This window comes from Citricoccus sp. NPDC079358 (genome assembly GCF_040702545.1).
GTDB lineage: Bacteria > Actinomycetota > Actinomycetes > Actinomycetales > Micrococcaceae > Citricoccus.
Genome location: NZ_JBFBLI010000020.1, coordinates 20,728 through 32,275, shown reverse-complemented (window position 1 = coordinate 32,275; position 11,548 = coordinate 20,728). Strand labels below are relative to the sequence as shown.

12 protein-coding genes are annotated in these 11,548 nt (G+C 66.4%); 3 read left to right on the top strand and 9 right to left on the bottom strand.

Going from position 1 to position 11,548, the window contains the following annotated elements; all coding sequences use genetic code 11:
* Positions 1-293 precede the first annotated feature (293 nt).
* The 9 genes from AB0333_RS16175 to AB0333_RS16135 all read right to left on the bottom strand — a co-directional run bounded on the left by AB0333_RS16175 (position 294) and on the right by AB0333_RS16135 (position 9,716).
* Positions 294-812, bottom strand: a complete 519-nt coding sequence (locus tag AB0333_RS16175; RefSeq protein WP_366219717.1) for a hypothetical protein — start codon at positions 810-812, stop codon at positions 294-296.
* Positions 813-826: 14 nt separating this feature from the next.
* Positions 827-1,492: a ParA family protein gene (locus tag AB0333_RS16170; RefSeq protein WP_366219716.1), complete on the bottom strand. Its 666-nt coding sequence runs from the start codon at positions 1,490-1,492 to the stop codon at positions 827-829.
* A 965-nt stretch (positions 1,493-2,457) separates the two neighbouring features.
* Positions 2,458-4,341 carry a hypothetical protein gene (locus AB0333_RS16165; RefSeq protein ID WP_366219715.1) on the bottom strand — a complete coding sequence of 628 codons (1,884 nt, stop codon included), beginning with the start codon at positions 4,339-4,341 and terminating at the stop codon, positions 2,458-2,460.
* A 247-nt stretch (positions 4,342-4,588) separates the two neighbouring features.
* Positions 4,589-4,807: a hypothetical protein gene (locus AB0333_RS16160; RefSeq protein WP_309817726.1), complete on the bottom strand. Its 219-nt coding sequence runs from the start codon at positions 4,805-4,807 to the stop codon at positions 4,589-4,591.
* A gap of 108 nt (positions 4,808-4,915) precedes the next feature.
* Entirely contained in the window at positions 4,916-5,470 is a 555-nt protein-coding gene (locus AB0333_RS16155) for a hypothetical protein (RefSeq protein ID WP_366219714.1), read from the bottom strand.
* Positions 5,467-6,534, bottom strand: a complete 1,068-nt coding sequence (locus tag AB0333_RS16150; RefSeq protein WP_366219713.1) for a transglycosylase SLT domain-containing protein — start codon at positions 6,532-6,534, stop codon at positions 5,467-5,469. The genes AB0333_RS16155 and AB0333_RS16150 overlap by 4 nt, the downstream gene beginning before the upstream one ends.
* 12 nt (positions 6,535-6,546) lie before the next feature.
* The gene (locus AB0333_RS16145; RefSeq protein ID WP_366219712.1) at positions 6,547-7,947 is read right to left on the bottom strand and encodes a chromosome partitioning protein ParA; all 1,401 of its coding nucleotides are present in this window, start codon (positions 7,945-7,947) and stop codon (positions 6,547-6,549) included.
* Positions 7,947-9,464: a hypothetical protein gene (locus AB0333_RS16140; protein WP_366219711.1), complete on the bottom strand. Its 1,518-nt coding sequence runs from the start codon at positions 9,462-9,464 to the stop codon at positions 7,947-7,949. Before AB0333_RS16140 ends, AB0333_RS16145 begins: the two co-directional genes overlap by 1 nt.
* Positions 9,465-9,485: 21 nt before the next feature.
* Entirely contained in the window at positions 9,486-9,716 is a 231-nt protein-coding gene (locus tag AB0333_RS16135) for a helix-turn-helix domain-containing protein (protein WP_366219710.1), read from the bottom strand.
* Between the two features lie 313 nt (positions 9,717-10,029).
* Here AB0333_RS16135 and AB0333_RS16130 point away from each other — a divergent pair, with 313 nt between their 5' ends.
* From AB0333_RS16130 to AB0333_RS16120, 3 genes are read left to right on the top strand one after another with little or no spacing between them, the layout of a single operon-like run.
* The gene (locus AB0333_RS16130; RefSeq protein WP_366219709.1) at positions 10,030-10,470 is read left to right on the top strand and encodes a DUF6668 family protein; all 441 of its coding nucleotides are present in this window, start codon (positions 10,030-10,032) and stop codon (positions 10,468-10,470) included.
* A gap of 11 nt (positions 10,471-10,481) precedes the next feature.
* A complete protein-coding gene (locus tag AB0333_RS16125; protein WP_366219708.1) occupies positions 10,482-10,763 on the top strand; it encodes a hypothetical protein in 282 nt (93 codons plus the stop codon).
* 45 nt (positions 10,764-10,808) lie between these two features.
* Positions 10,809-11,516, top strand: coding sequence for a hypothetical protein (locus AB0333_RS16120; protein ID WP_366219707.1), 708 nt, complete (start codon positions 10,809-10,811; stop codon positions 11,514-11,516).
* The last annotated feature ends 32 nt before the right edge of the window (positions 11,517-11,548 follow it).

The following is an 11,548-nucleotide window of genomic DNA, read 5'->3' as shown; positions in this document are numbered from 1 at the left end:
TGAGAGTTTCCTCGACGGATCACACGGTGGCCGCGCTTTACGTCGCGAGCGACGAACTGGCCACCGTGGGCTACACCACTTTAGGGGGCACTACTTCGAACTACTCAGACGCCCCTCCCCCACCCCCGCTGCATGACGGGTCCGGGAGTTCAGCCGACTGCCGTGCAGACATCCATGAGGTTCCGCCAGAGATGCCCGCCTCAGAATCTGCCGAAAGAAACAGAGTAACAGAGTATGGCAGTTCGGCAGTTACGTACTCCCGTACTCCCTTACTCTGTGATCGTGGAAAGCCGTTACTCTGCGGGCTCGAGACCCAGCGACTGAAACAGTTCGGCCTCGGTGGTGCCTCGAAGGTCGCCTACGCGTTCCATGAGCAGGCCGATAGCCACGCGGATCAGCGTGTTGTCCGTGATTCGCTCCCCCTGTCCATGCCGGGTTCGGTTCAACTTCCGGACGAGGCGGCTGAGTTCATCGGCCTGCGTTGGCGTAATGCGGGCTTCTTTGCGCATCAGGGTCAGATACCGCGGCATTCCAGGATCCGACGCTGGTGCCGAGGCTTGGGACTTCGACACACTACTCCCCTGATCTGCGGTACGCGGGGACGTACTGGTCAATGCCTCAGTCGTGGTCGCCTTGGGGGTCGATGCGATGGACGCAGTTGAGCTCCTGGCGGCCGGGATGGCCTTTTCCTGTGCCGCCGGGGAGATCCTCTCCGCCACGGGCACCTTCGCCTCCGATGCCGCCTCCGTTCCGGGAACAGCCCCGGCTCCTGCGGCCTTCTTTGCCCCGAGCAGGTCACTGAGGTCGGTCATGCGCACCTTAGCCATCAGACTGCTTCTCCTTCGGTGTTTTCGTTCTCCCACTGTTTACGCAGCGCCTTCAGCACGGCGCGGTAGTCCCCGGCGGCCTTCTCGCTCATTCGACTCTTCTCGTACCCGGTGACGACCGTGCCGTCGATGGAGGCTCGTTCGTGCACCTTGTAGGAGCGCACGTGCGGCTCGAGCACGTTCACCTCAAGACCGGTGAGGAGTTCCCGCGTGTCTTCGACGTCTCGAGGCACGCGGGGGTCGGTGCGGGTCAACAGCACCGAGTAGGCCGTTCCGGTGGGCTCGACGACGTCCTGCCAGGTGCGCACCAACGGGCGCACCGCCATCGCAGTGGGCTCAGTGGGCAGGATGACGTGGTCGCAGGACTCGGCGATCTTTCGCAGCAGGTCGGCGTTCTGCAGGTTGCCCGGGGTGTCTACGACAATGAGGTCAAAGTCCAGCCCCCGCATCTCCTTCAGATCGGCCGGGTTTTTCGCCGTGACGATTTGGAAGTCGAGTTCTTTGCCCGCATTCTCCGCAGCACTCCCCCAGTCCATGGCCGATCCCTGTGGGTCTAAATCCACCACGAGGACGCGCTCCGTTTCGGCGGCTAGCGACGCCAGAGCCATGACGCTGGTGGTCTTACCGACTCCACCCTTCTCGTTAATCACAGAGACAATCCTCATGCACTCTCCTCTTCGGATCGGCGCATAACGGCACCGAATCGGCCACAGACTCTGTTAGTCCTGGAGTCCGTTAATCTGGAACTCTGTCATTGAGAGTCTAGTTGTTGATAAAGGCACGGCCCTACGCCACGCCGATACCCCTGGACTCTGGGCATGCGTGACTGCCGGAGTCCCGCATGCCCAAGCGGCAACCTCAGAGAAACTTACAGAGTACAGAGTCACAGACTTGCGGAGTCACACACTGACAGAGTCAGTGGCTGCGTAAACCCTGGTCGACCCCCTTGGCTCGCGCGGCGGCGCTTACGACTCCATCTTCGAACAACAGAGGAGGCCTGCAACACGGCCTCCCCGCAGACGTCTTCCTGAATCCCAGCCAGACGTCGGGGCTGTCTTCAGCGGACGGCTCTCATCAGCAGGTAATCCAATACTGACAGAGTCTCGCACTGACAGACTCCTGAACTCAGATACTCACAGACTTAGTGACTCCGATAGCGAGACAATAACACAGCCACGACGGAGAAAAGCTCGAGGAAGCGAAGCCTACACAGCTGCCTCCATACTTCGTCATCGGCGCCTTGCAAGCCTGCGAAGGAACGACAACCCTGTCCTTCAACCAGGGGCGGCCGACGAGGTTTTGAAGCATCTCGCCGCCTAGAGACCCACAAACATACAGATATACAGACATACAAACTAACGGAGATACAGAGTACAGCACTACCGGACTCTAGTACTTCCGGAGTAACAGAGTATCACAACTTAGAGAGGCCGAGTATTGAGGCGCTGCGATTCGCTCCGCGTGAGGGTACTGGACTCGCACCGCTCGGTGCCTGAACATGAGTCTTTCTCGTGTCAGCCCTGGGGTCGACGGAGACAGAGCGGTCCGTTTGATTCTCTGTGAAGAGCGCGCCTTCGTGTGGTGGGGGGAGTGGGACTGTATATCTCGAGATGCCGGTGCCATGGGAAGGTCAGGCAGCCTGCATTCTCGAGAGGCTCTGGTGGTTCCGCGTTCGTCTGGTGGGAGCTTGGCCGGTCGCCAATAGCCAACGGGCCCGTCGGTAGTCGGCTTTCCCGTCGGCACGGCGAGGGTGGGCGCCGTAGGCGTTAGTGCCCAGTTCGGGCGTAAGGGTGAGCTGACCTGGGCCTGCACGCCGCGAAGGGGCGGTTCTGCGAGATGCCTGCATCCAGGCTTGTTCGGCTTGCCACCAAGCCCAGAGTTCGCGTTCAACTTGGTAGCGAGCAGCCCGATCGGCGAGTCGTCCGTCGGTCTCTAGACGCTGGGCGGCAGCCCGCCTGCGGTCAGTAGTATGGCGTCGCCAGCCGGTGGGGGAGTGGATGAGCAGTCCGGCCTCAGTGAGCCGATCCAGAAGCTTAGCGGCGTGAGATAACGGGGTGCCGGTCTCAGCGGCCAAGTCGGTCAGGGGCTGGGGTGTGAAGGTGATCCTCGCGTAGAGGTTCCCGGCAAGGAGTCCGAGCCCCTGACCCAGCGTGAAAGCGTCGTGGGCGCAGGCGTGAGTGCGGGTGGTGAGGGTGCGGAGCAGAGTGATTCTTTCTGCGGCCCCGGCCCCTTCGGGGCGCGGGTCCGCTTGTGACCGACCAGGATCTGCCTTCCTGTGGATATCTAGGTGGGGGCCTATCTGCCAGTGCGCTGCATGGGGTCCCTCGGCGTCTCTGGCCTTGGCGATCCAGCCGTCGGCGGACAGGCGCAGCAGGGCCACGCGGGCTGTTTCTCGGCCGATGCCGGCGAGTAGTCCCAGGCGGCGGGTGTCGGCCTCCAGATCGGTCTTCATCGCTTGTAGGGCAAGGACGCTGAGGACATCGAGGATGCGGCGGTCGGCTGGTCCGCGGCCGTGGGTCCAGCGGCCGGCGGTGGCATCGGCGCGTTCTTGCAGGGCGCGAATGTGTGAGGCGATGGTGTCGGCGCGGGCATCGAAGGTGGGGTCGTCACCGATTTGGCGGGGACTGGTGGCGACGTGGGTGACGGCCTTGGCCCACTGCCGGGCCAGGGTAGCAGCGACATCTCGGGGGTCGCGGCGCACGCGCAGCGTGGCCGTTCCGGTGGAGAGTCGGTAGGTGCGCAGGTGTTCCAGGCCGGGGCTGGTCGGGACGAGTGCAGCGATGTCAGAGTATTTCCAGCGAGCGTAGGCAGCGCCGATCAGCACGCGCCAGAGTACGGCTGAGGCATCTCCGGCCGCACCGTCCTCGGATAGGGCGGTCTTGCTGGCGGCGGGCAGTTCGCGTCGAGGTCCGGGCAGGTAGGGGCGTCCGTGGTCGTCCAGTGGCAGGGGCCGGTGCAAATGGAGGGTCCCTGTTGGTTCCATGGCGCCGACAAGGGTGGAGAGGTGCTCCACCAAGCCTCGGACCTGGTCCGCAGTGCCGGTGGGGGTGATCAGTTCGTCCAGGTCTCCGAACAGGACGGTAGAGACCCCGCCGGCGCGGTGCGGTGCACCCGGAGGGCGGACACAGCCAGTGGCGGGGTTGGTCAACGGGGCCAGATCGAGAGTGGGACACAGGTGTCGGGAGAGTCGGGCCAGGGTGGCGACGGTGTCGGCGTCGACGGAATCGGCCAGTGCTGCCCAGACGTGGCGGCCACCCGAGGGGCCGGAAGCACAGATGACGGGGGAAAGGCCGGCATCGCTGAGCAAGCCGGCGATGGTGTCGGCATCACGGGCGGCGGCATCGGCGGCCTCGGTCGTCTTGGCGTCAAGGTCGAAGGCCAACAGACGGTACCGGCGGTCAATGCCGGCCAGATAGACGGCCCAAGGCAAGGAAGGGGTACCCGAACTGGTGCGCTGGTGGGCCCCGTACTGGTTCAGTACCGTACCGCCGGCGTCGGAGACCGCCACACGCACGGAGGGGCGCGGGCTAAGGGTGCGAGTGAGCGACCAGGCTGCGTGACACGCCGTGGCGACTTCTCCACGGCTTGAGGGTATGGCTATAGTGGGCAACAGACCTCCAGAAGCGTCTTGGCGGACGCGGAAGGTAAAGCCTCTGACCCGGGAGCGTGGCAACGGTTCGGATCAGGGCAATGGAAAGTTCATATTCGCTGGAAGGACCCGTTGGCGCGGGTCCTTCGGCGTTTAAGCGCTTAGATCTTCATCAGCTCGCCTTCTGGAGTTCTGAGAACTCGGCCATGGTCTGGCCGGAAGCATGTTCGGGGTCGTTCTGGTCGAGGAAAGCGATGACGAGTTCGGCGACGAGGTCAGACCGGGTGTGGCCCGTCTGTTTCGTATACATTTTGAGTTTTCGGTCGTAGTCGACGGGGATACGTCCTGCGATGAGGGCGCGGTCACCACTGGGGTGCTTAAGCCTTCCCATGACTCTTCACCTTTCTCCTTTGCAAGCCTTTCGAGCTGACCACCCCAGCAAACCGGATAACTGTTAATGGTGTCGGCAGACACGCCGTAAGCGTGCTGAAGTGCAGACTCAGTAGCTGTAGTCATGGATCTTGTTCTCCTGGGTGAATTCGAAGTAGTAGATCCGCGGCTGAGTTCTGGGTTCTTCGGTAATCTCGCTGCCGTCGGGGGAGTCCCAGGTCCAGGTGGCGGTGACAGAAACGCCGGTGTCGGTGAGTTCTGTGGCGTGGTTGAGGTCGACGGTGGGCTCGGAGGTGGCGCCGCGTTCAGCGGCCTCCAGCCATTCGGTGCCGGTGGCGGGCCGTTCCGGGGCGGTGACGGCCTGGGCGCGCTCTGCGGTCATCAAGGGTCGGGCCCGGAGTTCGGCGGCGGTGCGGTTGAGGTCCTTAGCCGGGGTCCAGGTGGTCATGATGCGGGCGGCGTCCAGGGCGATCTGTTCACGGTCACTGATGGATTCGGCGTCCGGATCGTCCGAGGTAGCCGTGGCAGCGGGGGGAGTGGTCAGCATGGTGCTGGGCGTCGGCTCCTCGCGGTTCCAGGGTTGGGCGAAGGCCAGGGCCACACCGGCACCGATCACCATCAGGGCCGCAAGGGCGAGCAGCGGCAGGAGTCGAGTACGTCTCATAGGGCGATGCCCTTCTGGATCAGAATCGGATAGGGGTCGAGGGCATGGGTGTAGGTGGGGCGCGTGTCGTCGGCCTCAGGGGCGTTGATCTGGAAGTGCAGGTGTGCCCGGGCTGAGTTCCCGGTGCTGCCCTCCACGCATAGCGGGGTGCCGGCAGCGACGGTGTCGCCCTGACCGACCTGGAGCGAGTCGGGGGCGCAGTGGTGGAACTGGAAGACCAGTCCGGGGTCCTCGGTCATCCGTCCTACGAGGTAGTGGCCCTGGTACTGGTTCACCCCGGCAGCGGTGACGCGTAGGTCGGTGGGGGCCACGACTGTGGCTCCGCCTCCGGTGGAGAGGTCCAGGCCGCGGTGGGTGGAGACGTACTCGTTGCACTGAACTCCGACGACGCAGCCGCGGTAGCCGAAGCGGCTGGTCAGGAGGCCACCGGGCAGTGGGTGGGTCCATTCCCCGGTGCCCAGCTCGCCGATGACGGACCCGCCCAAGGGGGCGCAGTCGGCGGAGTAGTCCAGCTGGGCCAGGTCGTTGATCTTGCGTACGTAGTCCTGGGTCTCCGGGAACGGAGGGATGCCGTTGTGCTCCAAGACGGCTCCGGGGCCGGCGTTGTAGGCGGCCAGGGTCAGGTCGATCCGCTCGGCCTCGGTGGCGCCCAGGTGCTGGACCTGAGTCCGGATCGCTTTGAGGTACCGGCCTAGGGCGGCGATCCCGGCCTTCGGGTCGAGGGGGTCGGCCCCCTGTCCGTAGACGTCCCAGGTGGCGGGCATGAATTGAGCGATGCCTCGGGCGCCGACGGGGGAGCGGGCGGCGGGGTCCCAGCCGGATTCGGTCTGGATCTGGGCGGCGACCAGTGCGGCCGGGACTCCGGCCTCGGTGGCCGCGGCGGTGACGTTCTGGCGGTACTGCTCGGGGATGCCCGTGGTGCTGCCGCCGGCCGGGATGCACCCGGTGTTAGCAGCGGGGGTGGGCTGGTCGTCGAGCATCATGAGCATCACCGGGATGAGGATCAGCAGCCCCACGACGGCGGCCGCGGCGCCGACGGGCAGCAGGCTGCGGGAGGTGTCCACGGCGGGTGGTCCTTAGAAGCCCTGGGCGACGGCCGCGGCGGCGGCCAGCCAGGCCCGCCGGGTGCCCGGCCGCAGCCCGTCGTAGCGGATTAGCCCGCGCACCAGGGCCGGGTCGTAGGGCACCCGGACCACGGCGCGGACCAGCGGGGTGAAGCCCTCGGCGATGCGCTGGGCCTCAGCGCGGGCCTTCTTCAGGGCGTCGCCGCCGAGGCCGCGGCCGGCGTCGGTGGACTCGGAGACGATGACCACGGCGTTGCGGGCCAGTTCGGCGTCGTGGCCGCCGCGAGCTTCTAGGGTCTGCAGGGTCAGTAGGGCGGCTTCGGCGCGGTCTTCCATGGCGGTGACCGGGACGACGAGCTGGTCGGTGTGGTCGATCATCCGTCGCCAGTTGGCCGAGCGGGCGGTGTTGCCGGAGTCCATGACGATCATCCGGTAGAACCGGGAGGCGACCTGGTGGGCGATGTCGACTTCCTCGGCGGTGACCTCGTGGTCGCCCTCGTCGTTGCCGTCTGAGCGGAGCACGTCGTACTTGTCGGCGGGCTGGTGGTGGACGAAGTGCGCGAGGTCGGCGGTGTTCGTTTCCGGGGAGAGTAGCCGGGTGGAGGAGTCCACCAGGTCCAGCACGGAGGCGGTGTGTGGGCCTTGTTCGGTGCGCCAGCCCAGGGTGCCCTGGGACTCGTTGTTGTCCCAGGCCAGCACCGGCCCGCCGCCGTAGCGGGCCAGTACGGCGGAGAGTAGGGCAACGGTGGGGGTCTTGTTGGCCCCGCCCTTGCGGTTGACCACGGCCACGGTCCGGGGGCCGGGCCAATGCTGAGAGACCATCCGTGAGTCCTCGCGTTCGGCCGACTCGGCCGCCGAGGGCGGGATCCGCAGGCCCAGGGCGTTCAGTGCGGCCCGCCAGCCTCGACCGGCGGGTTCGGTGGTGGTGTCCGGGACCAGGAAGGTCGTCTCGCGCAGGCTGCGCCGGGTCGGTGCCGCGGGGCCGACCGGGCCAGGCCTCGACTGTGGAGCAGCCGGTGTCGAGGGTGGTCTCGGCGCGGGCTCGGTGATGGTGAAGGGGTTGGCCCTCCGCGGCGGCCCAGCCTCTGCCGGGACCGTGGCCAGTACCGGCTCGGCCTCTTCGGCGGGCTGTTCCGCCGGGGCCATGGAGGTTGGGGCCACCGGTTCCTGGATGGGTTCAGGAGCATGTTCCAGTGGAGTGACGGTGCCGGTCGGGTCCACGGCCAGCCAGGTCGGGGGATCGTCGTCGGTCTGGGCGATCAGTCGGGTGCCGTCGCGGCGGGCCCGTCGGATCAGGTGTTCGATGACTGCGTCGGTGAGGTCCTCGCCCTGTCCACAGGTGACCTCGACGGTATCGTCCGGGCCGGCATCGAGCACAGCGTGGGTGGCGGAGGCCATTCGGATGCGGATCATCACTTCTCCTTGGAGTCAGCGGGCGAATCGCCGGCTGGCATCTGAGCCGGTTCGGAGCGGTAGAGCACGGTGTCCTCGAGCGTGTCGGTGACGACGTAGGCCGCGTCGGCATCGACCAGGTCGGGGGCGGGGTCCTCGTCGGTGTAGGCCTCCCACGGCACCGGGGAGGTGTCCATCGAGCGCAGGTCGAGACTGGCGGGGTCGGTGCGGCCGGCCAGACCGTAGGCGGTGGTGGCGTCGAGGGTGGAGGTCTCGAAACGGTGCAGCGGACGCAGCAGGGACTGCTCGCCCCAGGTGAGGGCGAGGGTGCCGAAGGCCGCGGTTCGACCCTCGGGATCCACGAGGGGTTGCTGACGCTGGTCGGGGGCGTGCGGTACCTCGGCGGTGGCCAGCGTGGAACCTTCCTGAACCTGGATGATGGCCATGGCAGTGGAGGAGGCCTCGGTGTCCCAGCCCAGCAGGGCGTGCTCGGCGTCGAGCATCCACGACGTATCCGGGGAGCCGGTGGCGCCGGGCGGGGGCGCGTAGGGCTTCTGGCCGGCCACGGTGCCGTCGGCGTTGACCGTGTAGAGGCTGGATTCGGAGGCGGTGATGATCTGGTTGTCGCCGGTGACGGTCAGGGCCCGCGTTCCGGCGGGGATGACGACGTCGGTGAGGTCGTTCCCGGTTGCCGGGATGCCTACGATCCAGTGCTGCTTGGCCACCAGGGGCCGGGCTCCGCGGGTTTCGACCCGCCAGGCCTGTTCCACCGGGATGGTCTTGGCCGGGACGGTGGACCCGTCCTCGGGGGTGCGCAGGTCCCAGAGGCGCAGTTCGTTGCCGGCCTTGGCCACCAGGGAGGGGGTGCCGGCCCAGTCGGTGTGTACGGCCCCGGTGAGGTCGGCCGGGGCGTTGGTGCCGCGCCAGACCGGTTTGCCGGTCTCCGGGATGCGGGCGGTCAGGGTGCCGTCGGGGTCGGCGGAGAGGATGTGCCCGGTGTCCAGCACCGCCACATCGGAGTCCTCGGCCACCGGCACCGACCACGCCGAGCGCGGACTGAACCGTTCAGGCAGGGCCACCGGGATCTGCTGGTCCACCCCCGGGACGGCCCATTCCTGGACGCTCTCGCCTGCCCCTGCGACCGACACGGCCACGGCGGTGCCCAGTCCGCCGAGGGCGAGCACGCCCAGGGTGCTGGCCCCGATGAGCAGCCAGCGCCGGCGCGGCCCACGCTGAGGCTTCTCGGCGGTCGGTTCAGGGACGGTGGTGTCGTGGACGGTCCCGGTGGCGGTGACGACCATGTCCCAGGCTTCGTCGGTGGGGGAGAGCACCCGCACGCGCACAGCCTGCAGGTCCAGGCGTTGGATCTCGCGGACGACGGCGGCGATGGCGGCCTGCCGGTAGTCCTCCCCCGGGGTGGCCTCGACCGGGACCCCGTTCAGCTCGGTCCGTTCGGTGTCCTCGTCCCACGACAGGGTCAGCACCGGGAACGCCGGTACCGCCTCAACATCGAAGTCTGTCTTTGCGTTGTCGTCCACTGCCCCCCCCGAGGTGAAACGTCAGTCTTTGTGGTCGTCGATCTCGTCGGCCTTCAGCAGCCAGTCACGGAAGTGATCGCGCTGCACTCGGCGCAGTCGTGGCCCCACGGTGATCGCCGGCAGGCCTTGCTCCTTCATCCATCGCAGGACGGTGCCCTGGGAGACACGCATCAGCTCCGCGATCTCGTCGGTGGTCAGCAGTTCAGGCTGGCCTTCCAACAGTGAGTCGACGGCCTTGGGGTCGTTCATCATCACACTCCATAGTCTTCACTCACCGGTTAGCTTCGTCAAGCAAAATAAACGTAATAAGATTTATTACCCGCATTGACGCAGGCAGCCGTGAGTGCTTATGTTGGCTGTATTGGCCAGTCACATGCTAAGGGGATGAGCAACGGTGGCCCAACGGGGGAACCCTTTTATCGTCGCGCCCGAATCGCCTCGTCAGAGCGGTCCGGATACTTCCGATGACCTCCTGGGGGAGGACACCGTGTTCCACGGCCCTCAGTCACCTGATGAAGTCGCGGTAGAACCGCAGAAACACTCGGCCCCCTGGCCGCAGACCACCGTGACGGATTTCCGCGCCGTGACCGTCTTCGGACTGCATGGCGGAGCCGGGACCACCACCGTCGCCTCCCTGTTCGGCGAGGACGCCCTGGACGCCGGCACCGGGTGGCCGGTAGCCGGCGGCTGGACCCGACCCTTGCCGACCCTGCACGTGCTGGCGGTGGCCCGGACCCACTACGCCGGCTTGGCCGCCGCCGAGGCCTTCACCCACCAGTGGGCCGCCGGCCAACTGCCCGCCTCAACCCTGTTGGGGCTGGTATTGGTCGATGATGGGCCCACCCTGACCGACGGCCAGAAGAAGGCCGTCAAGAGACTGGCGCGCAAGGTTCCCCGCGGTGCTCACTTGCCGTGGATCGAGACCTGGCGGCACCTGCCCCCGGACCCCGAACGCCTGCCGCGCAGGCTCACCAAGATCATCCACGCCTTCCACACCCCGAGATAAGGAGACCCACCATGCTGATGGACCTCATGGCCCACGCCTCGACCTTTGCCAGCGTCATCCCCAACCCCACCCCGGAACAGCCCCCAGGCACCGAGGGCATCACGACCCTGCTGAACTGGATCAGCTGGATCGTCATCATCATCGGTGTAGCCGGATTCCTCGCCTCGGCCGGCTCCCTGGTGTTCGCCGCTTTCACCGGCCGGGAGATCCAAGGCATCAAGGGCCTGGCCATCGCGATCATCGTCTGCGGACTAGCCACCGGCGCTGGGGCGATCATGCGCGTCTTCGTCTAGCGCACCCGCCACCTCCAGCAACGACACCCAGCGAAGGAGGCCACCATGGCCAGGAACACGAACACCGACGCACCCCAGACCGGATTCGGCCTGGGATGGTGGGTTGCTGGCGGGCTCCTAGTAGTCCTGATCGTCGGCATCATCGTCGGCGTGGTCATCTGGCCACGCGACACCACCACCGCACCACAGAACACCCCCACCTCGACCACCACAGAGCAGGCACCCACCCCGGGGCCAACCCAGGCCGGTACAGCCTGCACCGCCAGCAACGCGAACCAAGAAGTTCCCACCGAAGCCCCGGAAACCGTCTGGAAGACCCACCCGGACCAGATGGTCGTGCCGACCTCGGAGAAGTACGGACCCAGCGAGCAGGACGGCAACCTGTGGTCCTGTTTCGAGCGCTCACCCACCGGTGCCGTCTTCGCGGGGCCCAATCTGCTTGCGGCTATGTCCCAGGGCGAAGCCAACGCTGCCGTTCCAGGTCCAGGCCGTGATGAAGTCATGGAACAGACCGCCTCAGCTAGTAGCGACTACGAGCGACCCGTGGTTGAGGGGTTTCGCATCCTTGCTGCCGATATGGACAGCGCCACTATCAACTACTGGATGACTGGTGAGGGTGCCACGGCCGCGTATGGACTGGACCTGGTCTGGGACGAGACGGCCGGGGACTGGAAGCTGAACTTCGAGACCCCAGGCGACCATCCGCGCGTATCCGTGCTGGAAGACACCTCTCCGTACGTTCGCTGGCGGTAGGTGAGCGGAATGAGTGAATGCGGGCTGACATC

Coding starts and splice junctions, on each gene's coding strand:
- AB0333_RS16175 (WP_366219717.1), bottom strand. CDS start 812: ATGACCGACCTCAGTGACCTGCTCGGGGCAAAGAAGGCCGCAGGAGCC.
- AB0333_RS16170 (WP_366219716.1), bottom strand. CDS start 1,492: ATGAGGATTGTCTCTGTGATTAACGAGAAGGGTGGAGTCGGTAAGACC.
- AB0333_RS16160 (WP_309817726.1), bottom strand. CDS start 4,807: ATGGGAAGGCTTAAGCACCCCAGTGGTGACCGCGCCCTCATCGCAGGA.
- AB0333_RS16155 (WP_366219714.1), bottom strand. CDS start 5,470: ATGAGACGTACTCGACTCCTGCCGCTGCTCGCCCTTGCGGCCCTGATG.
- AB0333_RS16145 (WP_366219712.1), bottom strand. CDS start 7,947: ATGATCCGCATCCGAATGGCCTCCGCCACCCACGCTGTGCTCGATGCC.
- AB0333_RS16135 (WP_366219710.1), bottom strand. CDS start 9,716: ATGATGAACGACCCCAAGGCCGTCGACTCACTGTTGGAAGGCCAGCCT.
- AB0333_RS16125 (WP_366219708.1), top strand. CDS start 10,482: ATGCTGATGGACCTCATGGCCCACGCCTCGACCTTTGCCAGCGTCATC.
- AB0333_RS16120 (WP_366219707.1), top strand. CDS start 10,809: ATGGCCAGGAACACGAACACCGACGCACCCCAGACCGGATTCGGCCTG.